A 26,885-nucleotide genomic window follows, 5' to 3' on the forward strand; every position below is an offset into this window, starting at 1 on the left:
GTATTGAAATAAAATTTCTTTTAAAGTATAATTGGTATATACCAAAATTGGTATATACCATATCGAAAAGTGGTGATTATATGAAAATAGTAGATAAATCTAATAACATACCATTGCATACTCAATTAAGTTCAATAATAAGAGAAATGATAGAGACAGGTGAGCTTAAAGAAGGTGATGCAATAATGCCAGAGAGAGAACTTTGTAACATACAAAATGTAAGTCGTATGACAGTAAATAAAACTATTGTTGGATTAGTTACAGAAGGTCTTCTTTATAGAGTACAAGGTAAAGGAACCTTTGTTGCAAAGCAAAAAAAGAAATACCAGTTTTCAAATGTAAAAGGTTTTACTGATGTTATGAAAGAAAAGGGAGTAAACATAAAAACGGATATATTATCCTTTGAGATGGAACTACCTGATGATTTAGTTAAAAGAAAGCTTGGAATAAATGACAACACCACAAATATATATAAGATTGTTAGACTTAGATATACTGATGGAGAGCCATTTGGATTGGAAATAGTATATTTATCAGAAGAAATGTGTAAAGGTCTTACAAAAGGGATATTAGATAATTCTTCATTATATGGAGTTTTAAATGAAAAGTATGGTTATAAGATACAAAAAGCTGAGCAAGTAATGGAGCCAATAATACTTTCAGATGAAGAAAGTAAGCTTCTAGAGACCGAAGAAGGCGCTTTGGCTCTTAAGCTTCATAGAAATTCTTATAATAGAGAAGGTAATCCAATAGAATATACCATATCAATATTTAGGACAGATAAATATCAATATGAAATAGTATTGAGTGAGTAGGTGAATAATATGAAATGTTTAATTAATGGAAAAATAATATTAAAGAATCAAATATTGGAAAATAAAGTACTAGTATTTGATGAAAAAATAATGGATATAACTGATAGTGCACCAAAAGATTGTGAAGTTATAGATGCTAATGGAAAGTATATATCTCCAGGGCTTATTGATATTCATATACATGGAAATATGGGAAAAGATACAATGGATTCGACTGATGAATCTATTGAAACAATTTCAAAATCAATAATGAGACATGGAGTGACTTCTTTTCTTCCAACTACAATGACCATGGATAAAGAACATGTTTATGATGCTCTTGAAGTCATTAAAAAAGCTCAAAATAGAAAACTTGAAGGAGCACAGGTATTAGGAGCACATTTAGAAGGGCCTTTTATAAATGAAAGTTATAAAGGAGCACAAAACGAAAAATTTATAATAAATTCAAAATACGAATTTATCAAAGAATATAAAGATGTTATAAAAGTCATAACTTATGCTCCAGAAAAAGACATTGATTTTGATTTTACTAGGGAAATAAAAAGATGTACAGATATAGTGTTGTCTATTGGTCATAGTAATGCAAATTATGAGCAAGCTAAAGAAGCTATAAATTTAGGGGTAACAAATGTAACTCATATGTTTAATGCAATGACTGGTTTAAACCATAGAGACCCAGGGGTTGTTGGTGCTGCACTTACAACTAATGTATACAGTGAATTAATAGCAGATACAATCCATATAAATAAAGATTTATTTCAATTTATACTGAATAATAAAGGGAAAGAAAGATTGATTTTAATAACAGATTCTATAGAGGCTGGTGGGCTTGAAGATGGAAATTATGCTCTTGGAGGTCAGAAAGTCATAGTTAAGGGTAATGAGGCTAGACTTGAAAATGGAGCATTAGCTGGAAGTGTATTGCCTTTAAATAAAATGGTATTTAACTTCTTAGAGAATACAAATCTTAAGGTGAATGAAGCAATTAATTTAGCATCTCTAAATCCAGCAACGTCTTTAGGTATAAATGATAAAAAAGGAAGTTTAGAAATAGGTAAAGATGCAGATATAGCTGTATTTGATGAGAATTTGAATTGTAAGATGACTCTTTGTTTAGGTGAAGTAGTATATAAAAATATATAATATATAAAAACAAAATTTAAAGAAGATAAAAGTAACATAAAAAAGTAACAGTAAATTTATATCAATTAAAGTTTTAGCTAAAATTTAGGAGGAACAAAATGAGAGTATTAGTATGCAAAGATTATGATGGAATGAGTAAAAAAGCAGCTGAGATGATAGCAGCTCAAATAGTTTTAAAACCAAATTCAATATTGGGACTAGCTACAGGAAGCACACCAGTAGGTATGTATAGAGATTTAGTAAAGAAATATAATGATAATATAGTAGATTTTTCAGATGTAATTAGTTTTAATTTAGATGAATATTATAAGTTACCAGTATCTAATGACCAAAGTTATGATTATTTTATGAAAGAGAATTTATTCAATCATGTAAATATTAAGCCAGAAAATACCCATCTACCAAATGGGATGGCTGATGATATTGAAGAAGAATGTATAAATTATGAAGCTTCTATAGATGCAGCCGGTGGTATAGATGTACAAGTACTTGGAATAGGTCGTAATGCTCATATAGGTTTTAATGAGCCTGATAATAAATTTGCAAAAAGAACTCATGTAGTTGAACTTACAGAATCTACAATAGAGGCCAATGCAAGATTCTTTGAATCAAGAGAAGATGTTCCTAAAAAGGCTGTAAGTATGGGAATTGGTTCAATATTAAAATCTAAAAAAATATTACTTTTAGCTTCAGGGGAAGAAAAAGCTGATGCAGTATATAAAACTGTTTATGGAGATATAACTCCAGAAGTTCCTGGTTCTATACTTCAACTTCACAAGGATACTATAGTTATAGTAGATGAAGCAGCAGCAAGTAAACTGAATCCAAAAGATTATAAATTAGTATAAGAATAGAATATAACTTAAGTAAAAAATAGCTGTCTTTTAAATAATCAAATTTATTTAAAGACAGCTATTCTTATTTGAATTATTTAGTTATTACTTTTTACGAAAACTAGTTATCAAGAAGTATCCAAGTAAGATATTAAAAATTGTTATGTTCAGTGGTATTCGGTCAAGTATAATGAAATTTCCTATAATTGGAATATTTCCAACTGGAAATATAAAGATTAGCATAGGCATTAATGCTAGAAAAAAAGATGGAATACAGATAATAACTAATCTTGGAATATCAAGATACCAATTACCACTTTTTTTATATTCATTAATAAATAATTCAACGCCTAGTAATAAACCAATACCACCAGAGGAAATCAAATTAATAAAAACAAATTTTTTAAAGTCTTGTGTAAAACTGGTATGAATTTGCTGATAGTAATCAAAATTTAATTTAACAGCTAAAAAATACATGAGTAATAGAATAATTAAAAATAAAAAATATCTAAGAGCTTTTTTCATCTTAAATTCTCCTTTCATAAAGACTTTATCTAGTTTTATTCTGTTGAAATCTAGTTTTGCCAATGAGTTTAAGAAATCCATAAAATTAGTTGAGAATGGACTAAGTATGACATATTAATAAATGTTTTTTATGCTTGAAGTAAACTGTATTATTTAATATAACTATAATATTAATTGTTTGAATATTCAATGAAAAGTTTTTTAAATAGCAATTTCGATAAAAAATGAATAAATATAGTTAAATATTGGATTATTGTTTTATGACATTTTGCACTGAATTTAATAAATTCTATAATAATTTGTCTTTGCCTTAAAATTGCCTTAAAATCTAAACAATTTTAAAACTAATGTACCATAAAAAACTGATATAATTTAAATATAGTAAAAAATAATATTTATCTTACATATTGGAATTTAATTGTTTAATCAATATATTTATACTATTTAATTTAAATTAAAAGTTTATTAGGGAGTGAGTGTATGAATAAGTTAATTTATATAGCAGACGATGAAGATAATATAAGAAATTTAGTAAAGACATTCTTAAAAAATGAAGGTCATGATGTTATGGATTTTAAAACAGGTGATGAACTTTTAGAGCAATTTAATAAAAAAGAGTGTGACTTAGTAATTCTAGATATAATGATGCCTGGTTTAAGTGGTTTTGATGTATGTACGAAACTTCGTGAGAAGAGTACTGTTCCAATAATCATGCTTACTGCAAGAGATACAGATATAGATTATATTACAGGGATAACTTTGGGTAGTGATGATTATTTTACAAAGCCATTTAGTCCAATGTCTTTAGTTATGAGAGTAAAGTCTATATTTAGAAGGATAGAATTTGAAAAGAAACAAAATTATGATAAGTATGGTGATTCTGTCGATATGGAATTAAAATTTGGTGATATAACAATAAATAAAAAAAATAAAATCGTTACAAATAAAAGTGACAATATAGACTTAACACCAAATGAATACAATCTATTAACTTATCTGTTTGAAAATAGAGACAGGGCAGTTTCTAGAGATGAATTATTAAATAAAATATGGGGATATGATATAGAAGTTGAGACAAGAGCTGCTGATGATACAGTTAAAAGACTACGTAAAAAGATTTTAGATACAAATATTTTGATAGAAACTGTCTGGGGTTTTGGGTTTAGATTAAAGGAGAAAAATTCAGATGGAAAATAAAAATGATAAAAATACAGCAAATAAGATTAAATCTATATTTAAATTAAAATTTTCAAAGAAAAATATAAGCATAAAAACTAGGATTTTATTGAGTATACTGTGTTTAATAATTGTAGTATTTATGATAATATTAGTATCTTTTAATATATTGCTTGATACGTACATAAAAACAACTGCAAATGAAGAGCTAACAAAATCTACAGAAATAGTAGAACATATGGATAGCAATTTTAGACCTATTAAGCCTCCTCAAGATGATGGAAAGCTTCCTCCAAAAGCATTATCTAATTTTATGAGAAATGTACAAGATAAAGTTAGGATGGCAGAAACACAATCAGATGCTGATGCTATGGTGGTTGATTCAAAGTATAACTTGATATTTCCAACAAGAGAGGATGACTTTTTAAAGAATATTGATGAGATGGAATCTATTAAAAAGTGTATTCAAAATGAAAAACTGGATTTAAACTCAGATGAAAATACACGCATATCTACTGGAAGTAATGATTATTATATTTCAACTGTAAAAATAACTAGTATATATGGAGAACAAGATAAGTATTTAATTCTTTTTATAGATATATCAAAAACCTTAAATCTAGTCCAAAAGATAAACATTGTATTAATATTTGTAATGTGTTTTGCAGGTATATTAGCAATATTTACAGCTATAGTTTTATCTGAAAAAATTGCTAAACCTATAAAAGAGTTATGTGGTTTTGCAAAAAAAATGGGTCAGGGTGATTTTAGAAGGACTTACTTTGATTTTTCAGACAAGGAATTGGTAGAACTTTCAAATATTATGAATAAGAGTGCTGAATATCTTGATAAGTATGATAATGAACAAAAAATATTTTTCCAAAATGCTTCTCATGAACTTAGGACACCACTTATGTCCATTAAAGGTTATGCAGAAGCTATAAAGTATAATGTAATAGACAGCAAACATGCAAGTGATATAATTCTTGAAGAAAGTGATAGATTGAGTGATATGGTTGAAGATTTGTTATATATATCTAAAATTGATAATATAACTAAAGATTATGAACTCGTAGAATGTGATTTAAGAGAAGTACTTTCAAACTGTGGTTCTAGACAAAATGTAAGAGCTATAAATAAAGGTATAAGATTTGTTTATGAGTTTGATGAAAAAATGGTTTTATTTGAATGTGATGAAAAAAATGTATCCAAAGCATTTATGAACCTTATAGAAAATGCCTTAAGATACGCTAAGAGTGAAATTAAAATAGTATGTAAACATAATCAAAAAAATATAGTTGTTATAGTTGAAGATGATGGAATTGGGATTAATAAAGAAGATTTACCTCACATTTTTGAACGATTTTATAAGGGGGTTGGGGGTAATCATGGAATTGGATTATCAATAGTTAAATCTATTGTAAATAAGCATGGTGGACGTATATATGCGGAAAATGGTAAAAAAGGTGCTAAGTTTACTATAGTATTTAAGTTATAAAGATAATATAAAGAGATATTAAAGAAAATATGTCAATATTTGAAGTTGTTTTTTACATATATCTATTGTATACTGTTGAAAAAAGAACAATATTAAGCTGACATATATTATAATAGTTGACAATTAAAGTAGATGCTTAAATATATATTCAGAAAGGAAAAGTAAAATCTGAAGTGTATTTAGCTTAAGTAAGCTTCTTATTTTATAAAAAATATGTATGAAAGAACAACTGCTTTTTGATATTACAAATTTAGTAACTGTTATATTTGAAGCTTTTGTTGTCCATATGTTTTTATCAGATTTTTTAGGTCAGAAAGAAGGATATACAAGAGCTATAAGATATGCTAGATTGGGTTTTATAATATGCTTAGGAGTCTGTAATTTAATAACTTTAAATCCTGCAATCACAATACCTTTAATTTTTATTCTTATTTTTTCAGCATCATTTTTATATGAAGGAAATATACAGACACGATTATTTGCTACTGTTTTATTAAATGTATTCTTTATATTATCAGAAATTGTGGTTACAAGTATTTTTGTCTTATTTATAAAAGAAGGCTTTGAAATAATGTTTGAAAACAATGGTATAAGAGTATTAGCCACAATTTTATCTAAAATCGTTTTTTTATTTATATGTAAGATTGTTTGTTTATTTAAAAAAGATGTACATTCAGATATGCCAATAAAGTATTGGATTATTTTACTTGCAATACCTTTATTTAGTTTATTTCTAGCTATTTCTATATTTGATATAAACAAGTTCTTTAGTTCTGAAAGTTTAAAATTTCTAAATTTAATATCAAGTATTGGTATTTTATATATTAATTTTATTGTATTTTATCTATTTAAATCTATTATAGATAAAACTAAATTATCTATGAAGTATGAAATACTTGAGCAAGAAATAATTCATAAGGAAGAATTAAGACTTAGTAATGAACGTTATAAGATTATTGTTGAACAGACTGACTCTGTTGTCTTTGAATGGAATCTTAAAGAAGATAAATCATTTGTATCTCAGGCCTGGACTGAAAAATTTGGATATAGCAGTAAATGTGAAAATCTTTTAAAAGAGATTAGAGATAAAGAATTAGTTCATCGTAAAGATTACAGTGTATTTGAAGATTTTCTTGAAAGTATTAAAGAAAATGACAAACATAATCAAGTAATATATCGTTTAAAAAAATCTAATGGCGAATATATTTGGTGTAGAACATCAGTAACAAAGATTTTTGATGATGAAAATAAACTTTTAAAGGTTGTAGGCGTGATTGTAGATGTAGATAGTGATATAAAAAAATATGAAGAGCTAAAAACTAGAGCAGAAAGTGATTCATTGACAAATATATATAATAAAGGTACATTTGAAAAACTAGTAGAAGAAGTTATATCTACAAATAAAAATAACAAAAAAGATGCTTTATTCATTATTGATTTAGACGATTTTAAAGAAATAAATGATAATTTCGGGCATCCATTTGGTGATTTTGTGTTAAAAACTTTTGCTGAGAAGATACAAGCCAGTTTTGGTAATGAAGATTTAGTTGGAAGAATTGGTGGTGATGAATTCGTAGTATATATGCAAGATTATCATTCAGAAGTAAACTTGCATAAAAAAGCAAAAGAATTAAACAGAGTTCTTTATGATAATTATAATGACTTAAGTTTTAGTTTTGAGGCTTCTGTTAGTATAGGTATTGCAATATATCCCCAAAATGGAAATTCATTTATAGAATTGTTCAAAAATGCAGATAGAGCACTTTATAATGTAAAAGCATCTGGTAAGAATTCTTATTGTTTGTTTGAGGAAGAACTATATATACAGTGAATTTAGAATATATAGTTTAAGTATATAGATAAATTATTAAAAAGTTGGCTCATGTAGCTGAATTTATAAACATTTATTAGCAAGGCTATGGTCATAAAAAGCATAGCCTTACTTTTCTATTCAACTAAGTATTATGTATTTTAAAAGGAGATTATTTAGTAAACCTAAATCGACAATAAGTTTTATAGCTTAAAAATATATTGGATTCATAAATGGTATTATGAGTTCTGTGACCTCTCCATATGCATCAAGTCCCCAATATCCACTGTAAATACCATCACCCATGCCACTTGTTAACATAATTAATCTATAGGGTGTTTGTGGCAATTGCCAAATCAAGAAATTGCCATCTTTATTCTGGATGTTTGGATACATTTCATAGCTTTTTTTAAAAAGTGCTGAAAAATAATCATGATATTTATTTTTATCTGGATTTTCATTTTGCCATTTTGTTGTAAAACTAGCATATTCCTTTGCAACTTTTGCGTCTGAAAAGCAAGCTAATCCTGTATCCACACCAAAAAAAGTCCATGCTCCTGCTTTTCCAAAGTCTTCGATTCCTTTTCCTTTTGGCATAGCAATTTCATATGTAATAGGTTGCTTGTCACTAATAATTAATCTAGCTGCTGCAATTCTAAGTCCAGCAATTTTAGAATGACAAATAGATATTTCTACAGAATAACTTCCAACTGGTATTTTTCTTTCTAAACAAGTTTCATACTCACTCCCTAAATATGCAAGAGGGTCTGCAAGGACAACTTCTCCGCTTGGAAAATCTGTTTTCCCCACGATAAATGGTTCAAGTTTGTCACTTTTTTGAAACAAGCTTTTAAAAAATTCTATTGGATAATTTTCCTGATTTAAAAATTTTAGGTTCTTTTCAAAGGCTATTTGTGCAGGATGCTTAACTGGTTCTCTAATTTCTTTCCTTGTGTTTGTGTCAATAAAATATTTTCCACTTTTATCAGAGCGAAATTCTAGGTCTGTTCCTATAGGCATATAAAAAATATTTAAAGTAGTTGGTTCAATATTAACAAGAGTATTAAAATCTATAATTGTCATGTTTTTAGGATTATCAACATACTCCTGTGTATCTGTATCTCCAAAAGCAATCCATCCATTTCCAAATTCACTGTCTTCTCTAAAAAGCCACTTCAATTTTGATGTTCCATTGAGAATTGATTTACTGACAATACAACCTCCTGCTCCAGTTATATACTGTTTCATTTCTGAGTTTTCGACATTTTGTTCCTTTTTACTAGATAATTTCATATAAATTCTCCTTACTTTTTATATTTGTAAAAGCACATACATATAAAAAATAAAAGCTATAAAGTATATAGTTTAATTATGTGTTTCATAGCTTTTATTTCTTGAGTTAATTTCAATCATTTTTATAGAAATATAAATCTGAAGTATTTCATCAGCATAGTCTAGTGTAATACCTGTGATTTCTTTTATCTTATTAATTCTATAAAACAGAGTATTTCTATGAATATTTAAGACTTTAGCAGCCTTGCTTGGTGAATTATTAAAGTATATATATTGTTTTAAGGTATCTAATAAATTACAACCATTTTTTTTATCTTCTTCAATTAGTTTGGTTACAGCTGGATGATTGAGGTCATATAAATCATAATTAGTACTAAGTAGCTCGTAGAGTATATATGGTATGCTTTTCCCAAATGGAGAAAAGTTTATATCATATTTTTGAGCAATTTCACTAGCTCTTTTAGCTTGAATATAATACTTCCAACTATCAGATAGCTTTGAAAATCTTGAACTTATTCCAGCATAAAGTGAATTTAGTTTTAAGTAATTAATAAATTCTTCATTCTCATTGTCAATTAAATTATGAATTAAAGAATCATTAATAAAAACGACTAAAGCAGATTTATGTACTACACAGTTATTAGATGGTATAAATGCACTTAAAGATTGCATGATAAAAGGAACTTTACTATCAAAATAATTGTTATCTTTGTTTACTATTACCATTATATTTAATGAATTTGACTTAGTCCAATTTAAATAATGGAATCTTTTGCTTATAGTATCATCATCTAGGTACTTTTTTTCCAACAAATCAGAAAGTATATAATTAGGAATAAGTTTTTTATCTATATTAAACAAATTATTTTTTTGTAGTTCTAGAGATAAAGCTTTATTAAGTGATTCTAATAATTTAAAGTGAAACTCATTAAGTGGTTTTTTCCATTCACAGATAGCTATATGAGCTACTTCAATTTCTTCTACACATACGGATGAGACTAATGTTCCAAGCCAGTTATCTGGTTTATTTTCATCTTTAGTAGATTTATTATAATGTATTTTTTTATGGATATTTTGATATTTTATGTAATTTATAGTTTCTTCGTCTAAATATTTATCTCCATTAGAATCCTCAGTAAGTTGTAATATATCACTGACATCATAAGAATAAGCTAAAACTTTGAAGCTAGAGTCACGAATTATTATAGGATAGCCGAATTCTTCATGTGCTATGTCGATTAAATATTGTATGCCTTTATTCTCAGAAACTACATCAAAAAACTTTTGAGAACATAAACTAAGATGTACTTCTTGATTCATGATATTTAACAATTCACCAAAAAGGTCATACTTTTCTTTTTTAGATTTTATGATACAAATATTTGGGTTTAAATTATATCTTTCTAAATCAATGTTAACTTCATTTTGTATAAAGATACCTAAAAAATTCATATTGGTCAAATCTACAGAAATATCTGTTATATTTCCTAAATATAAACATCCAGTATTAAATTCAGTTTGATTATTTTTATAAATATTTAAGCTAGTGATATCTATATATTCATCTAGAAATGGCTTTAATACTGAGATATATTGAGATATACCTTTCATTAAATATACTAATTTCATGGGAAACCTCCTCTCATTATATCTGATTGTACTATAACACAATAGATATAGTATATTTTACATCAAAGTTTAGATTCTAACACATAGTTTAAGCAAATTAATTTATATATAATTAGTTATATAAACTAAGAAAGCATCAAAGTAAAAAATTTTAATTAAATAAGAATAAGGTTTTTAGTAAATAAAAATAAAGGGAGTGTGGAGTATGGCAATAACTAAAATTACAAATATTAAAATATTTGATGGAGAAAAACTTTCAAAACAAAAGAGTATTGTAATAGAAGATGGAGTAATATCATCAAAAACAACTGCTGATATTATTATAGATGGGGAAGGATGTACCTTACTTCCAGGATTTATTGATTCTCATGTTCATTTAGATAGTATAAAAAACTTGGAGGATGCAACTAACTGGGGGATAACTACTATGCTTGATATGGCAACTAATAGCAAAGAGATAGTAGAATCTTTAAGAAATATAGATGGACTAACAGATATTCGTAGTGTATATGAACCTGTTGCACCAGCATCACACCCTCATCTTATGGGCATGGGGTTTAAAGATAGTAAAATACATACTATTAAAGATGCTGAACATTTTGCTAAGAAACAAATTAAACAAGGAGCAGATTTCGTAAAAATTATAATAGAAGACCCAAAAGCATCTAAAATAGCTTTTGATTTTGAGACAATAAAAAGAGTAGTTGAAATATCTCATGAAAATGGGAAAAAAGTATTTGCTCATGCACCTACAACTATAGCTTATGAATATGCAGAAAAAGCAAATGTTGATGTAATAAATCATATTCCTTTTATAGGGAAATTATCTGATGATGTAGTAAAAAGGATAAAAGAGAAAAATCTTATATCAATTCCAACTATAGTTATGATGGAAAGTATAATATCAAATATAAAAAAAGCTACAGGAAGAGAAGAGGTTAGGTTAGAAACAGCAATAGAAAATACAGCTACATTGAAAAAAGCTGGAGTGGTGATATTAGCTGGAACTGATGCAAATAATGATGAGAATTCTGTTAGTATAGTGAAACATGGGGAGTCCCTTCATCGTGAATTTGAATTATTAGTTAAGGCAGGTCTTAATACAATTGAGGTACTTGAGAGTGCAACAAGTTTGCCAGCAAAACTATTAGGTCTTAATGACCGTGGATTAATAAAAGAAGGAAAAAGAGCTGATTTAGTAATGGTTGAAGGTGACCCAATTAAAGATATAACAGCAACTAGAAATATAAAAGGTGTATGGATAAAAGGCAATAAAGTAAGATAGTAAACTGAGTAGTGTTAAAAATAAAAGAAATTTATGTTAAAGGAGATTGAGAACATGTTATTAAGTAGACCAGGAAAGAATTCTATGCAAGATATAGTAGATAAAAATAGTGTAAAAGAACTTATAGAATTTGAGAGATTTTGTAGGGATAATGCATTATGGGATGAAATGAAAAAATGCTTTGCAAAGGAATCTACTGTTTCAATATCTTGGTATCAAGGTAGTGGAAAAGGGTTTGTAGAAGAATCAAGTAAGATGAAATCTTATGCACCACATAAAATTTGTGATACATTAGTTTGGATAAATAATAATAAGGCAGTATCAATCACAATGGGGGCTATTCATATTAGAAATGAAATTGATGGAAATTTAGTTGAACTTCAGTCAGATGTCAAGTTTTTGTATAAGACTCAAAAGATAGATGATATATGGTATATAATATCTATGGATGCTATATATGAAAAAGATATAATTTTACCTGTTTATCAGGATGGAGATGTCAAAACTTCTAAGAAAGACATACAGGATTATAGACCTTCATATGCAAGTCTTTCTTATATGCTTAGTAAGGATGGATATAAAATAAATCAAGAACTTCCTGGAATAGATAGACCAGAAAAGGTTGATAGACTTTATAAAGATGCAGAAAAATGGCTATTAGAGAACTCTAGAATTTAGATTGTTTTAAATATAAATAAAGGGGGGTGTCTCAAAATGAACTTTTTAGTTTATGAGGCACTCTTCTTTGTATGAAATCAAATATATTTTTATCATTTCAACAATGAAAAAGAGACTTATCTCTCTTTTGAGACAGCCTCTTTTTAAATAAACTTTGTATATTTAAGATAATACTCTATAAAAAATTTATTTAATTTGCTATTTTTGTTACTCCTTTTTATATTCTTTTTTGTACTCTTTAGTAAAAATAAATAATGAAAGGAGTACAGAAAAAATTAAACAACCTAATATAATATTTGAATTAAGATTTGAAGAATTAAAATTTAAAAAGATATTATTCAAATCAGCATCTAAAAAAACTGTATTATTAATTAAATGAATTACAATACATGCCCATATATTTTTAGTTTTCATATAAACATAGCCTAAAAATATAGAAATACTAATTACAAAAAATAATCTAAGTAATATGCCTAAACCGTCTACATGATAAACTGTAAACCATAAAGGTATGTGCCATAGCTCCCATATAACCCCCAATAAAATAACTCCTATTCGTTTACCAAACTTTATCTGCATTTTTTCTTGAAGAAATCCTCTCCATCCATATTCTTCACCAAAAAAAAGAATACTTTGGGTTGCGAGATAAGGAATAATGGAAAATATGCTCATAAATAAATTAATAAAATTAATATCCTTACATCCTAACATTATAAATTTACTTAAATTAATTACTATTATAAAAATAAAAATATATTTAATAGATTTTTTTTCGTTTTTAAATGGATAAAGTTCTTTACCTTCTATACATACATAACATATAGTTGTAATACCAGCAAATAAAACTAAAATACCTATCCCTAGGTTTATAGTTTCATCATCTATTATTCGAAATGTTTTTAAAGTAACTAGAGATAAAGATAATAAAAAGTCAGCTATTATGACATAATTAAGTATGATATGTTTATCACTTTTCTTATATCTATAAATTCTTGCTATTGAAACTCCTGATGCTGGTAGTATAGTCATAAATATTACCATTATTTCTGGGTTCATATATTCTTTAAAGTAGAGAGGGATTCCAAATAATAGTGATATACCATAAGTGACTATAAAAAATATTGCGACTTCTATACTATTTATTTTTTTATCATTGTTTTTCTCAGCTATATTACTTTTTATCATAATAATTTATCTCCCTTTACATTTTAACTTCTGCTGAGATTTGAGTTAGATATTCATTAGAATCTCGTACACTTATGTCATATAGGAGATACTCTTCATAAACAAAATCTCCCATATATAAATTATTCTGATTAAAAAATTCTAAGAGTTTTTCATAAGTTTTATTAATAGTTTCATAACCTCCTTTATGGTAAGCAGTTACATAAAGCCCTTTTGGTTTGATTGATGTAGGATATTTCTTATAGTCTTTATTAACTTTTGTAAATAAATATGAATATGACTCAAAATCTCTATTCATTATATCTTCGCCTTTAATGATTGAACCAATCATACCATCATCACCTAAATCATAGTTATCCATAAAGTTAATACATTCATATAAAAAGTTTTCATCATCGTCTCCAAGAAAGGGTTCTTTAGAAGTAAGAGGCGTTTTGACTAAGTATTCTTCCTCATGTTCTTCTAAAATAATCGTATTTGCATCTATATTACAGGCCTTTTTAGTAAATGAAATAGTAGACTCCATTAAAGCCTTAATATTATTCAGTTTTTCAATTTCATTATTAATATCAATAGTTTTCTTTTCTAAAAGTTCAACTAGTAAATTAGGAGTTCGTTTATCTATATAAGTTTTAATTTCTTTTAAAGGCATTTTAATTTCCTTAAGTGAAGAAATTATACCAAAAATACTGAGTTGATGGTATGAGTAGTATCTATATCCGTTTTCCTTCTTTAACTCTGGAGAGAAAAGACCTATATCATCATAATGAAAAAGCGTCTTTTTATTGACTCCACAAATCTTTGCAAATTCTCCAGTTGTGAAATAATTTTTCGAAATTTGACTCATAATTAAAATTCCTCCTTGACTATCCTGTTACAGTATAGTTTATCATAATATTCTATAAAGGAGTGTGATTGTATGAAAAAATTAATTCGTTTTTTAAAACCATATAGAGTTTTAATTGTTACAGTGCTGATGTTTACATTTTTACAAACTCTTGGAACTTTATATATACCAACACTTACAGCAAATATAGTAAATAATGGTGTAGTAAAGGGGGACGTAGATTATATTGTAAAGACAGGTCTAATTATGTTGATAGCAACAGGTATAACAGCTTTATCAGCTGTTTTAGTTTGCAAAGTATCATCAAATCTCTCATCTGGATTTTGTAGAGATATTAGAGAAGCAGTATTTATAAAATCACAAGATTTATCAATAAATGATTTTAATAAGATAGGTACAGCTTCAATGATTACTAGGAGTACTAGTGATATTACTTTAATAGGTCAATCTTTGTTTATGTTTATTCAATTGGTATTACCAGCACCAATTATAACGGTTTCTGGTTTATTCTTAGCATATTCTATAGATAAAGTAATGACAATTATTATTGTTACAGTAATGTTTCTATTCATGTTATCTGCATTTTTGGTTGGTAAAAAAGTTATCCGATTGTTTAAAATGATGCAAATAAAGATGGATAATATGAATAGAGTATTACGTGAAGTAGTAACTGGAGTAAGAGTTATAAGAGCTTTTGATAGGAGTCGTTTTGAAAAAAAGAGATTTGATAGAACTGCAATAGATTATTCTGAAACGGCAATTTCAATAAATAAAATATTTGCAGTACTTATGCCTGTTGTAATGTTAATAATGAACTTAGGTATAGTGAGTATAATTTGGTTTGGTGGTATGAGAGTAAGCAATGGAAATATGGAGATAGGTCATATAATGGCACTAGTTGAATATTGTATCCTAATATTATTTTATTTAATTATGGGAGTAATGGTATTTATGTACATACCTAGAGCAGGAGCTTGTGCAGATAGAGTAAATCAAATCTTAGATATAGAACCTGAAATTGTAGATGGAAATGGATATAAGGATATTACTTCAGAAAGAGGTCATTTAGTATTTAAAAACGTAACTTTTTCATATTCCCAGTCGGAGGAACCCGTTTTAAATAATATAACATTTGAAGCAAAATCTGGAGAAGTAACTGCAATTATAGGAAGCACTGGTTCTGGTAAATCTACTATTGCAAATATAATACCACGTTTTTTTGAAATTCAATCTGGAGAAATATCTATAAATGGTCAAGATATTAAGAACATGCCTCAAAAAGAGCTTAGAGATAAGATTGGATTTGTACCACAAAAAGCCTTTTTATTTAGTGGGACAATAGAAGAAAATATAAGATATGGAAAAGAAGATGCAAGTATTGAAGAAGTAAAGCATGCTGCAAGTATAGCCCAAGCTGATGAGTTTATTTCTGATATGGAAGATAAGTATGATTCATTTGTAGCACAAGGTGGAAATAACTTATCTGGTGGTCAGAAACAGAGAATATCTATTGCAAGGGCATTAGTTAGAAAACCAGAAGTATATGTTTTTGATGATAGTTTTTCTGCATTAGATTTCAAGACAGATAAAAGGCTTAGAAAAGCATTAAAGAATGAAATTAAAGATTCATCAGCTATAATTATAGCACAGCGTATAAGTACAATTATGGATGCTAATCAGATTATAGTTTTGAATGATGGAGAAATTGTAGGTATAGGAAAACATAAAGAGTTACTTGAAAATTGTGAAGTTTATAAGCAAATCGCAGATTCACAGCTTAGTAAAGAAGAACTTGCATAGAGTGAAGAATCAATCTGTGTATTTGGAGGTGTAATATGAGTGAAAAAATAACAGAAAAACAAGATGTAGAAGTACTTAGCTTTGAAGATGGTATGTCAGCAGAAAAAGCTAGAAATGCAAAAAAGACAACTAAAAGATTATTGAAATATATGAAAAAACAAAAATTTAAGTTATTAATGATTTTTATTTCAGTATTAATAAGTTCAGCTCTTACAGTTTTAGCACCAATGGTTATGGGAAAAGCTATTGACCAATTATTTAATGGGATTAAAACTGCAGTTCAAACAGGTACAAAGTTCAGTGTGAATTTTAGTACTATGGGAGGTATAATATCAATACTTCTAGGGTTGTATTTAATTAGTGCAGTATTTATATATATACAACAATATATTATGTCAGGTGTTGCACAAAGTTTAGTTCTTAACATGAGAAAAGATTTAAGTGATAAATTAAATAAACTTCCGCTTAAATACTATGATTCTCACAAAAAAGGGGAAACACTTAGTATAGTTACAAATGATTTAGAGAAGGTAGCAGATAGTTTACAAGAAGGATTAATGCAACTTATTACAGCAGTGGTCACAGTGATTGGTTCTATTGTAATGATGATAAGCATAAGTATACCACTTACAATAGTATCAGCTGTAACATTGCTTGTTTCTTTAGGTATTACTGTCATAATTGCAAGAAAATCACAAACTAGATTTTCAGAAAATCAAAAAGCATTAGGAGAATTAAATAGCAATATAGAAGAGATGTTTACTGGTCAAATAGTAGTTAAGGCATTTAGCAAAGAAAAAGATACTATAAAAAACTTTAAAGAATTAAATCAAAATCTTTATAATGCTAGTAGAAAAGCTCAATTCTCATCATATGCTATATCTCCAATTATTAGATTTATAAATCAAATTGGGTATGTTATTATAGCAGTTGTGGGTGGTGTATTTGCATCAACTGGAGCAATGACTCTTGGTAGTATACAGGCATTTATCCAATATGTAAATCAAGCATCAGAGCCTACTACAGAGATATCTTATATTGTAAATATGCTTCAAGCAGCAATTGCATCTGCAGAGAGAGTTTTTGCAGTTATGGATGAAGTGGAAGAAATGAAGGACAAAGAAGATTCAAAAGTTATCAACATGCCTAAAGGAAAGGTAGAATTTGAGCATGTTAAATTTGGATATAGTGATGATTCTATTCTTATGAAAGACATTAATATTAAATTGAATGCAGGAGATAAAATTGCAATTGTTGGACCTACAGGAGCTGGGAAGACAACTCTTGTAAATTTACTTATGAGGTTTTATGAGATACAAGGTGGAAGAATTACTATTGATGGAGTTAATATAAAAGACTTAAAGCGTGGAGAGCTTAGAACTATGTTTGGAATGGTTCTTCAAGATACATGGCTGTTTAATGGTAGTATAAAAGAAAATATTGCTTATAGTAAGTCAGATGCTACAATGGATGAGATTGTAAAGGCAGCAAAATCAGCAAGAGTAGACCACTTTATAAGGACTTTACCTCAAGGGTATGATACTGTATTGACTGAAGATGCTTCTAATCTGTCTCAAGGTCAAAAACAACTTTTAACAATTGCCAGGGCAATACTTTCAGACCCGTCAGTGTTAATTCTTGATGAAGCAACCTCTAGTGTTGATACCAGAACAGAGGTTGAGATTCAAAAGGCAATGAACAACTTGATGAAGGGAAGAACTAGCTTTGTTATTGCACATAGATTATCAACTATTCGTGATGCAGATTTAATATTAGTAATGAAAGAAGGTAATATTATCGAACAAGGAAATCATAAGGAACTTATTGAAAATAAAGGATTTTATGAAGAACTTTATAATAGTCAATTTTCAAGTGAATATGATGAAGAAGTTGTATAATTAATAATATTATAATATAAGATTTTATATATAATTAGGATATTAAGAATTGTATTACAAGAAAAATAGAGATAATAAAAATTACTCCAATAATTAAAAGTAATTTTATTATCTCTATTTTGATTCTAAGTATATATGTTGAATCTTAATTAAAAAATATTGCTTAGTCAGTTTTATTTAAATCTAATATTTACATTCACATTTATAATGTATTAATTATATTAAAGACTCTTTTATGGAGTTAATCTTCCTCTAATATTTTTTTCAAAGCTATATCCAATATCTAAGACTTTTTTATCTTCACCATACAGTGTCATAAACGTAACTCCAATAGGAGCTCCCTTTTCGTCCAATCCAAATGGTACATTTAATTCAGGATATCCTGATGCTGATGCCATTGTAGAACCAGAGCTATCTAAAAAAACAATAACGTCCAAGTTTTTTTCTTTAAAAGTTTTATTAAGGACTGATTTCGCTTTCTGGATTGAATCATCTATTTTATTCATATTACTTTTTTCTACTTGATTAGCTTCTTCCAATAAGTCTTGGCCATATTTAATTCTTCTTTTGGAGTCAGCGTTATTAAATTCAATTAAGGCATTTAATTTTGTTATCGGCATATTATACTTATCAGCAAAGTCTTCAAAGTCTTTTTTAAAGGATAAATTGATAGTATTTATTATGCCAATTCCTTCTTCGTTGAGACTAATAGGCACAACAGTGACATTCATTTTTTCTAATTCTTGATTTAGATTTTTTAGCATTTTTTCATCATTATACTCATAGCTTAATAACCCAATCTTCATACCCTTCAGTGAGTTAATATCAAAGTCCAATGATATATTTTCATTTGAAATTGCATTATAAGCAATCGCTACATCTTGTACTGTTTTTCCTATTGGACCAGCTGTGTCAATTTTTTTGACTAGTGGCATAATTCCATCACTAGATATTTTGTCTCTAGATGGTTTAAATCCCACCACTGAATTTGCTGAGGCTGGAGCAACAATGGAACCATCTGTTTCTGTTCCTATGGAGATTGGAACTATATTTGCGGTAACAGAGACAGCGCTACCACTACTAGAACCAGATGGAGATATCTTTAAAGGGCCAAAAGGATTAACTGTCTGACCTTTTTTACCACTATATCCGCTAGGCATTATTCCTGAAATATAATTTGCGAATTCAGACAGATTATTTTTTCCCAATATAATAGCACCTTGTTTTTTCAAATCCTTTACTAAATTAGCATCTTCATTAGGAATAAAATCTGCAAAGGCAACAGTACCTGAACTTGTCGGCATATTAGAGGTATTAATATTATCCTTTAACATGACAGGAATACCAAAAAGTGGAGAAGGTATTATTTTATCTTGTGAAGACAATTTTAATCTCTCTGAATCCATAGTTCTGGCATCAGCAATTGCACCTGGATTTACTTCTACCACGGAATTATATCCATGTTTAATTTGGTCTATCATTTTAATTCTATAAAGATATATTGCTGTAATTTCCTCATAAGTTATTAGTCCATTTTCTACTGATTTTTGGATTTCATCAATATTTTTTTCAACTACATATTTTTCTTTATTTGCCATTATACTATCTATATCTAATTTACTCAATTGCTGATTGATAGATTTAATTATCTTATCATTTTGATAAGAAATCCATTCTTCTCCAGGTGGAATAACGTTTTTAATGTATACATATGCACAAATTAAAAGACTTGAAATAAATATGGTTATTCCAATAATAATCTTTTTTTTCATGTTCTACCTCCTAAACTGTATCTACTTTAATTGTTTATTAATATAAGTTACTATTTATCAATTTAAATACCAATATATATAAATAGAATTCACAAGCTCTATTTTTCATTTGCAACAACTAAATCAATAAATAATTGCATAAGTGGACTAATCCACTTATTTTTATGATGACCACATACTGAAACAATACTCTTATCATCTAACTCTGTATCTATTGCACATAGTTCTCCTGTTTTCAAATCATCTTCTACTGCAAACGTAGGGAGATATGATATTCCCATATCATTTTTGACTAAATTTTTAATAGTAGGTATACTCCAAAGTTCAATCGTATGGTCTAGAATAATATTCTTTTCATTTAAATATGATTCAAACATCTGTCTAAAAATGCATGCTGGTTCATCTATTATGAAAGGAATATTTAATTCTTGGTTTGGAGTAATAAAATCAGGGAATTGTTTTTTTACTTTTGGTGATGCAACTAGTGTTAAAGGTGATTCTCCAACAGTATAGGTAGAAATAGAATTTCCTAAGCCTCCAATATCTTTATAAAATATTCCTAAATCAATACTTCCTGCAAGCAAAGAATTTCTAATATCATAGCAATTCATTGAGCGAAGAAATAGTCGTGCATTTGGTGCCATTTCATGAAATTGTTTTAAGATAGAAGGCATTTTATAACAAATAAGAGTTTCTCCCATTGCTATATGCAAATCACCACGTAACTCAGATAAGTCAGTACCAAAATTCTTCATTTTATCAACAGAACATAGAACATCATCCACATAAGGTATTAGATTTTTACCAGCTTTAGTTAGAACCATTTTTCTTCCTATTTTTTCAAATAAATGTGTAGATAGTTCTTGTTCTAGCTGTTGTACTTGAAATGTTATTGTTGATTGTGTGTAATTGAGCTTATTTGCTGCTTTAGAAAAACTGCCTTCTTCTATTATAGTTTTAAAAGTTTGTAGGTATTTAAGATACATATTTAACCTCATTTCATTCAATATAATTGAAGTATAAATTTAAATATTTCGATTTTTTTTATGGTTTAATTTATAGTATTATAATATAAAAGGAGAGTGATTGCAAGTGTTGAGTGAAGTTTTATTATCTTTTTTACCATACGCATTTGTTACAGGTTTTACACCAGGACCTAATAATATCCTTGCGTTAAATACGATTAGTACTAATGGATGGAAAAAAGGGAAGTCAGTAGTTATAGGAATTGGCATGGGATTTATGTGTATTATGTTCATATGTGCTCTTGGATGCCTTGAATTATCAAAGTTTATACCAATGATTACTGGTATTATGAAGTACATAGGAGCACTTTATATTATTTGGTTAGCAATACAAGTAGCTAAGAGCAAACCAAACAAGGATAGTGATGTGAAGAAAGAATCCTTTTGGACTGGATTTATTTTGCAGTTTGTTAATGTAAAAATTATAATATTTGCTATTACTGTATATACAGGGTATGTAATACCTGTGTCACAGTCAGTTGAATATTTATTATCAGCAGCAGTTTGTAATAGTATTGTGGGCATATCTGGGACTTTGACATGGGCTCTAGCAGGAGGTATTTTACAAAAATATATAAACAAACATTACAAAGTAATTAATATCATTATGGCACTAGTACTTATTTGGAGTGCAGTAAAACTAATTTTAACATAACTGAGCATATAGGTAGAAATATATAAATTTAATTATTTAGTATTATAAATTTAGAAGATGAAACTATAGGTTATATAATTTTGAATAAGAAATTTTATTTTTTATTTGAAAGATTTAATTTATCTATAAGTAACATCTTCTTTTTTTGCTTCCTAAAACTACTATTTGTTAGTTATACAGAATCTAATACTATATAAAATTTAATTTACAGATGAAGATATAAGATATTATTAAAAATTAGATAAATAAATTCACATTTATTTTTTTATCTAATCTTATTTGCCACATATATGCCATAAAGATGCACTTATTTTACGGAGATTTAACAAAGTAAAGTGAAGTATACTCTAAATATAAAATAAATCAAACATAGTTAAATGAATTGAGAGGTGATAATAATGGATAAGAAGTTAAACTATAGATTTGAGATGAAACACAAAATAACTGAAGCTGATGTCCTAGCTTTAAAATCAAGACTTTATCCAATAATGAAGAAAGATAGAAACGCATCAAAAGATGGAAAGTATCTTATCAGAAGTTTGTATTTTGATACACCTGAAGATAAAGCGCTTTTAGATAAGTTAAATGGAGTTGCAATGAGAGAAAAGTTTAGAATAAGATTTTATAACAATAACCCTTCTTATATAAAGTTGGAGAAGAAAATAAAACATTATAATATGACATCAAAGCTATCAGCTAGTTTAACTAAAAAAGAAGTAGAGAAGATATTAAAAAATGACATTGAGTTTTTAAAAGAATCGACAAACTGCTTATTAAGAGAGTTTTACTTAAAAATAAAATGTGAAAGATTGGAGGCAAAAAGTATAGTTGATTATGATAGAGAAGCTTTTGTTTATCCGCTTGGAAATGTAAGAGTCACAATCGATAGTGACATTAAAACTTCTGTAAATTCAATAGATTTGTTCAATAAAGAACTGCCAACAGTATCAGTTATTGATGAAAATATGACTGTATTAGAAGTTAAATATGATGAGTTTATACCAGATTTTATAAAAGATTTGGTTCAGATTAATAAAACCACTTCTACAGCAGTTTCAAAGTATGCATCAAGTAGACTGTATATATAGGAATGGAATCTAAGTTTTATGTAAAGAGTGTTTAAATAAAATAAAAAAATTAAGAAACAGGAAGGATGATTTTAGTTATGACATTTAACGATATTTTTAAATCAAGTTTTATAGAAAATGTATCAGGTTTTTCATTTATAGATAGTGCTTTAGCTCTAGGTTCAGCATTTTTAGTAGGTTTGTTCATATATATGATTTACAAAAAGACATATATGGGGATTATGTATTCTCGACCATTTAATGTGTCACTTGTAGCACTTACAATGCTTACAACTTTCGTAATATTGGCAGTTACATCAAATGTAGTTTTATCTCTAGGTATGGTTGGTGCTTTATCTATAGTAAGATTTAGAACAGCAATCAAAGACCCAATGGATTTGGTATTTCTATTTTGGTCATTAGGTTCAGGTATAGTTTTAGGAGCAGGTTTGATTCCATTGGCTGTTATGGGTTCAATAATCATGGGATTGATTCTAATATTCTTTTCAAACAAAACAATATCTGAAACACCATATATATTGATGGTAAATTGTAATAATGAAAATTCAGAGGATATTGCAACTGACAAAATTAAAAAAGTATTTTCTAAGTATCAAATAAAATCAAAAAGTGTTACACCAGAAAAAGGTATAGAATTGGTATTTGAAGTAAGAATGAAGGATGGAGAAACAAGTCTTATAAATGACTTAAGCCAAGTAGATGGAGTTACTAATGCAGTTCTTGTAAGTTATAATGGTGACTATGTAGCATAGAGAGGAGTAATCTTTTATGAAAGATAAAAAATTTACCCTTCTTATCTCAATTATGATTATATTTTTATGTGCAGTAGTTGGAGTTTACAGTACATATGGTAATAAAGGTGTTGATTTATATAGCAATGTATATATTGAAAAATATTTTGACAGAGACAAGGTTATGGAAGTTAATATAGAAATAGATGAAAGTGACTTGGAAGACATGAATGAAAATGCTATAAAAGAAGAATTTAAAGTTGCAAAAGTAACTGTAAATGGAGACACATATGGAAACGTTGGTATAAGAACTAAAGGAAATTCAAGTCTTACATCAGTAGCAAATAGTGATAGCGATAGATATAGCTATAAGATTAATTTCGATAAATATAATACTAGTCAAAGTATGGAAGGTCTTACTCAATTAAACCTTAATAACTGTTATTCTGACCCATCTTATATGAGAGAATTTTTAACATATAGTGTCTGTGAGGATATGGGCTTAGCTACTCCAGAATTTGCATATGCTAAAGTTTCTATAAATGGTGAATATCATGGATTATATTTGGCAGTAGAAGGATTAAAAGAATCGTATCTTGAAAATAATTTTGGAGATGTAACTGGAGACTTATACAAATCAGATGAAGGAGCCTCATTACAATATGAGGGTGATGACCCAGATAGTTACTCAAATCTAATCGTTGAAAGTGATAAAAAAACAGCTGATTGGTCTAAAGTTACAAAACTACTAAAATCTTTAGATACAGGTGAAGATATTGAAAAATATCTTGATGTAGATTCTGTCCTCAAAAATATAGCAATAAGTACAGCTTTATTAAATCTAGATAGTTATCAAGGTAGTTTTGCTCATAATTACTATTTATATGAACAAGATGGAGTGTTTTCTATGTTGCCATGGGATTTTAATATGTCATTTGGTGGATTTAGTGGTTTTGGTGGAGGTAGTCAATCTATAGCTATTGATGAACCTACAACGGGTAATTTGGAAGATAGACCTTTAATATCTGCATTATTAAAAAATGATACATATAAAACTAAGTATCATGAATATCTAGAAGAAATAGTAACCAAGTATTTGGATTCAGATTATCTAGAAAATATGACAACAAAACTACATGACTTGATAGCATCATATGTAAAAGAAGACCCAACAGCATTTTATACTTATGAAGAATTTGAGAAAAATATAACATCTTCAATTGAAGATTCTAGTGATAATAAGGGATTTGGTGATAAAGAGTTTAATAATAATGATTCTAATAATAAAGATTCTAACAACAATGAATCCAATAACAATGATTCTAACAATAATAACTCTAACAATGAAAATAAGAGTTTTGAAAACAAAAGTAATGAAAAAGAAGTTAATGCTGAATTAACATTAAGCGAAGTCAAAACTAATACGGATAATGATACTCAAAATAATACTAAAGATAATAGTGAAAATGAGAATAATACAAATACCAATAAAGATGGAAACGATACTAATGAAAAGTCAGGAGGACCTATGGGCAAAGGTGGAAAGTCAATACCAGGAGTTTTAGAAGTTGCAGAAAATATGAGTAAAACTATAAATGCTCAATTAAGTGGAGAATCTTCTTCAACTAAGGAAACTTCTGATGATAATAGTTCAAGTGAAAGTAAAGACACAGAAAAATCTGATGAGAACATGGGTGGTATGCCAGAGCCACCTGAAGGTATGGATGGTAAAACACCACCAGGAATGGGAAATATGGATAAGGGTGATATGAATGGTAAAAATGGAGATATGAATATAGATAGAAGTCAAGGAAATCCAAAGGAAGCTGGAGGTTTTGGTAATAAAGGAGGCGGCTCTATGAATAAAACAACAACATACTCTAAATTAATTTTAGGTGGAGCTTCAATGATAATCATGTCAGTTATGCTAGTAGGTGTATCAAAGATAAACCGAAGAAGATTTATAAAGTCAAAATAGATTAAGATACAAATAATATTGATACTGTTAAGTAAATATCTACTTAACAGTATTTTTTTTATTTTAATATCTTTGTTTTTAATAAAAAGTATTTTCTTATGGGTGTTAGATTAATAATCGTTGTAATTTCGTACATTTATAATTTTAAGAAGATATAGTAAAATTTAATTCTATTAAAAAAGTGCATAGAAAAAAACAATTAGACAAAGTATGAAAAGTATAATACGATTGTTTTGGGGTAAATGGAAAATAAACTTATATTTTGTAGAAATATCCATAAAAATGAATGTTTTAAATTTAACTTATATTAAAGTAAAAGGTTACATGTAAGTTGAAAAATTATAAAACTAAATCATGGTATATAAATAAAGTTTAAATTCATGTAAATAAAAATATCATCAAGTATGGAGGGATTTTAATGTATTGGAAAAGAGCATTAAGCTTATTAACATTAGGGTTAGTTATTTGTGGATTAACAATAGGTTGTTCAACAAAAGAAGAGGCTAAAAAAGAAGAAAAAAAGACTATTACAGTAGCCACAGGAGCAAAGTATTATCCGTTTAATTTTAGAGAGGACGGGAAAATGCAAGGTTTTGAAATTGATATATGGAATGAAATTGGAAAAAGATTAGATTCTGAAATTAAGTATGAAGTAAATAATGGAGATACAGGTGGTTTACTTGGAATGGTGGACAGTGGTAAAGCAGATACAGCAGCTCAACAAATAAGTATAACACCAGAAAGAGAAGAAGTATATGATTTTACAGTACCATATGCTTATAATCCTCTAATGATAACTATTAGACCAGAAGATAAAGACAAGATAAAAACTCTTGAAGATTTAAAAGGAAAAAAAGTTGAAGTTGGAGCAAATTCATCTGAAAGAGCAATAATGGAGGAAAAAAATAAAGATAATTCAATGGAACTAGTATTCAATGATGGAGCTGATTCATATGAAGGTCTTGAACTTGGGAGATCTGACGCAAGGATAATTTCTGTTTCTGCAACAGCTGCTAGAAATAAAAAAGCGGGTTCAAATTTCATATCTGTTGGAGAACCTATTTATGAAGAAATAAATGCGTATCCATTTAGAAAAGATGAAGAATCAAAGGCTTTAAAAGCTAAGGTTGATGATGCAATAACGGCTATGAGAAAAGATGGAACTCTTACTGAAATCTCTAAAAAATGGTTTGGAGAAGATATAACAATTGAGAGATAGGT

Annotated in this window: 22 protein-coding genes; 15 read left to right on the forward strand and 7 right to left on the reverse strand. The window is 27.8% G+C overall.

Features of this window, described 5'->3' with window-relative positions:
* Positions 1 to 80 precede the first annotated feature (80 nt).
* From ACTG48_RS05355 to nagB, 3 genes are all read left to right on the forward strand, one after another.
* A complete protein-coding gene (locus ACTG48_RS05355; protein WP_021383802.1) occupies positions 81 to 815 on the forward strand; it encodes a GntR family transcriptional regulator in 735 nt (244 codons plus the stop codon).
* Between the two features lie 9 nt (positions 816 to 824).
* Positions 825 to 1,958, forward strand: coding sequence for an N-acetylglucosamine-6-phosphate deacetylase (nagA, locus tag ACTG48_RS05360; protein ID WP_479918324.1), 1,134 nt, complete (start codon positions 825 to 827; stop codon positions 1,956 to 1,958).
* A 98-nt stretch (positions 1,959 to 2,056) separates the two neighbouring features.
* The gene (nagB, locus tag ACTG48_RS05365) at positions 2,057 to 2,806 is read left to right on the forward strand and encodes a glucosamine-6-phosphate deaminase (RefSeq protein WP_479918325.1); all 750 of its coding nucleotides are present in this window, start codon (positions 2,057 to 2,059) and stop codon (positions 2,804 to 2,806) included.
* A 90-nt stretch (positions 2,807 to 2,896) separates the two neighbouring features.
* Here the strand turns inward: nagB and ACTG48_RS05370 are convergent, their stop codons facing one another.
* On the reverse strand, positions 2,897 to 3,316 hold the full coding sequence (locus ACTG48_RS05370) for a hypothetical protein (RefSeq protein WP_479918326.1): 420 nt from the start codon (positions 3,314 to 3,316) through the stop codon (positions 2,897 to 2,899).
* A gap of 480 nt (positions 3,317 to 3,796) precedes the next feature.
* Here ACTG48_RS05370 and ACTG48_RS05375 point away from each other — a divergent pair, with 480 nt between their 5' ends.
* The 3 genes from ACTG48_RS05375 to ACTG48_RS05385 all read left to right on the forward strand — a co-directional run bounded on the left by ACTG48_RS05375 (position 3,797) and on the right by ACTG48_RS05385 (position 7,821).
* The gene (locus ACTG48_RS05375; RefSeq protein WP_021383749.1) at positions 3,797 to 4,513 is read left to right on the forward strand and encodes a response regulator transcription factor; all 717 of its coding nucleotides are present in this window, start codon (positions 3,797 to 3,799) and stop codon (positions 4,511 to 4,513) included.
* Entirely contained in the window at positions 4,503 to 5,990 is a 1,488-nt protein-coding gene (locus ACTG48_RS05380) for a HAMP domain-containing sensor histidine kinase (protein ID WP_479918327.1), read from the forward strand. Before ACTG48_RS05375 ends, ACTG48_RS05380 begins: the two co-directional genes overlap by 11 nt.
* 217 nt (positions 5,991 to 6,207) lie before the next feature.
* Positions 6,208 to 7,821: a sensor domain-containing diguanylate cyclase gene (locus ACTG48_RS05385; RefSeq protein WP_021383797.1), complete on the forward strand. Its 1,614-nt coding sequence runs from the start codon at positions 6,208 to 6,210 to the stop codon at positions 7,819 to 7,821.
* A 189-nt stretch (positions 7,822 to 8,010) separates the two neighbouring features.
* Here the strand turns inward: ACTG48_RS05385 and ACTG48_RS05390 are convergent, their stop codons facing one another.
* Together ACTG48_RS05390 and ACTG48_RS05395 are read right to left on the reverse strand one after the other, a co-directional pair.
* Positions 8,011 to 9,093: an immunity protein Imm33 domain-containing protein gene (locus tag ACTG48_RS05390; protein WP_479918328.1), complete on the reverse strand. Its 1,083-nt coding sequence runs from the start codon at positions 9,091 to 9,093 to the stop codon at positions 8,011 to 8,013.
* A 72-nt stretch (positions 9,094 to 9,165) separates the two neighbouring features.
* Positions 9,166 to 10,722, reverse strand: a complete 1,557-nt coding sequence (locus ACTG48_RS05395) for a PucR family transcriptional regulator (RefSeq protein ID WP_479918329.1) — start codon at positions 10,720 to 10,722, stop codon at positions 9,166 to 9,168.
* A gap of 205 nt (positions 10,723 to 10,927) precedes the next feature.
* Between ACTG48_RS05395 and ACTG48_RS05400 the strand changes: the two genes are divergently transcribed.
* Positions 10,928 to 12,007 (forward strand): amidohydrolase family protein, encoded by a 1,080-nt coding sequence (locus tag ACTG48_RS05400; RefSeq protein ID WP_021383780.1) that lies wholly within the window; start codon positions 10,928 to 10,930, stop codon positions 12,005 to 12,007.
* Positions 12,008 to 12,061: 54 nt separating this feature from the next.
* Entirely contained in the window at positions 12,062 to 12,685 is a 624-nt protein-coding gene (locus ACTG48_RS05405; protein WP_479918330.1) for a hypothetical protein, read from the forward strand.
* Between the two features lie 207 nt (positions 12,686 to 12,892).
* On the opposite strand, the gene ACTG48_RS05410 is transcribed toward ACTG48_RS05405, so the two are convergent.
* Both ACTG48_RS05410 and ACTG48_RS05415 read right to left on the reverse strand, forming a co-directional pair.
* The gene (locus ACTG48_RS05410) at positions 12,893 to 13,870 is read right to left on the reverse strand and encodes a CPBP family intramembrane glutamic endopeptidase (RefSeq protein WP_479918331.1); all 978 of its coding nucleotides are present in this window, start codon (positions 13,868 to 13,870) and stop codon (positions 12,893 to 12,895) included.
* A 16-nt stretch (positions 13,871 to 13,886) separates the two neighbouring features.
* Positions 13,887 to 14,717, reverse strand: coding sequence for a MerR family transcriptional regulator (locus ACTG48_RS05415; protein ID WP_479918332.1), 831 nt, complete (start codon positions 14,715 to 14,717; stop codon positions 13,887 to 13,889).
* A 72-nt stretch (positions 14,718 to 14,789) separates the two neighbouring features.
* Here ACTG48_RS05415 and ACTG48_RS05420 point away from each other — a divergent pair, with 72 nt between their 5' ends.
* Positions 14,790 to 16,517, forward strand: coding sequence for an ABC transporter ATP-binding protein (locus tag ACTG48_RS05420; RefSeq protein WP_479918333.1), 1,728 nt, complete (start codon positions 14,790 to 14,792; stop codon positions 16,515 to 16,517).
* A 35-nt stretch (positions 16,518 to 16,552) separates the two neighbouring features.
* Entirely contained in the window at positions 16,553 to 18,415 is a 1,863-nt protein-coding gene (locus ACTG48_RS05425; RefSeq protein ID WP_479918334.1) for an ABC transporter ATP-binding protein, read from the forward strand.
* Between the two features lie 233 nt (positions 18,416 to 18,648).
* Here the strand turns inward: ACTG48_RS05425 and ACTG48_RS05430 are convergent, their stop codons facing one another.
* Positions 18,649 to 20,187 carry an amidase family protein gene (locus tag ACTG48_RS05430; protein WP_479918335.1) on the reverse strand — a complete coding sequence of 513 codons (1,539 nt, stop codon included), beginning with the start codon at positions 20,185 to 20,187 and terminating at the stop codon, positions 18,649 to 18,651.
* 98 nt (positions 20,188 to 20,285) lie between these two features.
* On the reverse strand, positions 20,286 to 21,173 hold the full coding sequence (locus ACTG48_RS05435) for a LysR family transcriptional regulator (RefSeq protein WP_021383775.1): 888 nt from the start codon (positions 21,171 to 21,173) through the stop codon (positions 20,286 to 20,288).
* A 106-nt stretch (positions 21,174 to 21,279) separates the two neighbouring features.
* Between ACTG48_RS05435 and ACTG48_RS05440 the strand changes: the two genes are divergently transcribed.
* The 5 genes from ACTG48_RS05440 (at position 21,280) to ACTG48_RS05460 (ending at position 26,883) form a co-directional block, all read left to right on the forward strand.
* Positions 21,280 to 21,867 (forward strand): LysE family transporter, encoded by a 588-nt coding sequence (locus ACTG48_RS05440; protein WP_479918336.1) that lies wholly within the window; start codon positions 21,280 to 21,282, stop codon positions 21,865 to 21,867.
* 398 nt (positions 21,868 to 22,265) lie between these two features.
* Positions 22,266 to 22,955, forward strand: coding sequence for a polyphosphate polymerase domain-containing protein (locus ACTG48_RS05445; protein ID WP_021383737.1), 690 nt, complete (start codon positions 22,266 to 22,268; stop codon positions 22,953 to 22,955).
* A gap of 77 nt (positions 22,956 to 23,032) precedes the next feature.
* Entirely contained in the window at positions 23,033 to 23,707 is a 675-nt protein-coding gene (locus tag ACTG48_RS05450) for a DUF4956 domain-containing protein (RefSeq protein WP_021383793.1), read from the forward strand.
* Between the two features lie 16 nt (positions 23,708 to 23,723).
* Entirely contained in the window at positions 23,724 to 25,664 is a 1,941-nt protein-coding gene (locus tag ACTG48_RS05455) for a CotH kinase family protein (RefSeq protein ID WP_479918337.1), read from the forward strand.
* 418 nt (positions 25,665 to 26,082) lie between these two features.
* Positions 26,083 to 26,883 carry a transporter substrate-binding domain-containing protein gene (locus ACTG48_RS05460; RefSeq protein WP_479918338.1) on the forward strand — a complete coding sequence of 267 codons (801 nt, stop codon included), beginning with the start codon at positions 26,083 to 26,085 and terminating at the stop codon, positions 26,881 to 26,883.
* Positions 26,884 to 26,885 lie beyond the last annotated feature (2 nt).

Source organism: Clostridioides sp. LIBA-6822 (assembly GCF_056688955.1).

Bases quoted from the DNA above. Each gene is read 5' to 3' on its own strand.
- ACTG48_RS05355 (WP_021383802.1), top strand. From the start codon at position 81: ATGAAAATAGTAGATAAATCTAATAACATACCATTGCATACTCAATTA.
- nagA (WP_479918324.1), top strand. From the start codon at position 825: ATGAAATGTTTAATTAATGGAAAAATAATATTAAAGAATCAAATATTG.
- nagB (WP_479918325.1), top strand. From the start codon at position 2,057: ATGAGAGTATTAGTATGCAAAGATTATGATGGAATGAGTAAAAAAGCA.
- ACTG48_RS05370 (WP_479918326.1), bottom strand. From the start codon at position 3,316: ATGAAAAAAGCTCTTAGATATTTTTTATTTTTAATTATTCTATTACTC.
- ACTG48_RS05375 (WP_021383749.1), top strand. From the start codon at position 3,797: ATGAATAAGTTAATTTATATAGCAGACGATGAAGATAATATAAGAAAT.
- ACTG48_RS05380 (WP_479918327.1), top strand. From the start codon at position 4,503: ATGGAAAATAAAAATGATAAAAATACAGCAAATAAGATTAAATCTATA.
- ACTG48_RS05385 (WP_021383797.1), top strand. From the start codon at position 6,208: ATGAAAGAACAACTGCTTTTTGATATTACAAATTTAGTAACTGTTATA.
- ACTG48_RS05390 (WP_479918328.1), bottom strand. From the start codon at position 9,093: ATGAAATTATCTAGTAAAAAGGAACAAAATGTCGAAAACTCAGAAATG.
- ACTG48_RS05395 (WP_479918329.1), bottom strand. From the start codon at position 10,722: ATGAAATTAGTATATTTAATGAAAGGTATATCTCAATATATCTCAGTA.
- ACTG48_RS05400 (WP_021383780.1), top strand. From the start codon at position 10,928: ATGGCAATAACTAAAATTACAAATATTAAAATATTTGATGGAGAAAAA.
- ACTG48_RS05405 (WP_479918330.1), top strand. From the start codon at position 12,062: ATGTTATTAAGTAGACCAGGAAAGAATTCTATGCAAGATATAGTAGAT.
- ACTG48_RS05410 (WP_479918331.1), bottom strand. From the start codon at position 13,870: ATGATAAAAAGTAATATAGCTGAGAAAAACAATGATAAAAAAATAAAT.
- ACTG48_RS05415 (WP_479918332.1), bottom strand. From the start codon at position 14,717: ATGAGTCAAATTTCGAAAAATTATTTCACAACTGGAGAATTTGCAAAG.
- ACTG48_RS05420 (WP_479918333.1), top strand. From the start codon at position 14,790: ATGAAAAAATTAATTCGTTTTTTAAAACCATATAGAGTTTTAATTGTT.
- ACTG48_RS05425 (WP_479918334.1), top strand. From the start codon at position 16,553: ATGAGTGAAAAAATAACAGAAAAACAAGATGTAGAAGTACTTAGCTTT.
- ACTG48_RS05430 (WP_479918335.1), bottom strand. From the start codon at position 20,187: ATGAAAAAAAAGATTATTATTGGAATAACCATATTTATTTCAAGTCTT.
- ACTG48_RS05435 (WP_021383775.1), bottom strand. From the start codon at position 21,173: ATGTATCTTAAATACCTACAAACTTTTAAAACTATAATAGAAGAAGGC.
- ACTG48_RS05445 (WP_021383737.1), top strand. From the start codon at position 22,266: ATGGATAAGAAGTTAAACTATAGATTTGAGATGAAACACAAAATAACT.
- ACTG48_RS05450 (WP_021383793.1), top strand. From the start codon at position 23,033: ATGACATTTAACGATATTTTTAAATCAAGTTTTATAGAAAATGTATCA.
- ACTG48_RS05455 (WP_479918337.1), top strand. From the start codon at position 23,724: ATGAAAGATAAAAAATTTACCCTTCTTATCTCAATTATGATTATATTT.
- ACTG48_RS05460 (WP_479918338.1), top strand. From the start codon at position 26,083: ATGTATTGGAAAAGAGCATTAAGCTTATTAACATTAGGGTTAGTTATT.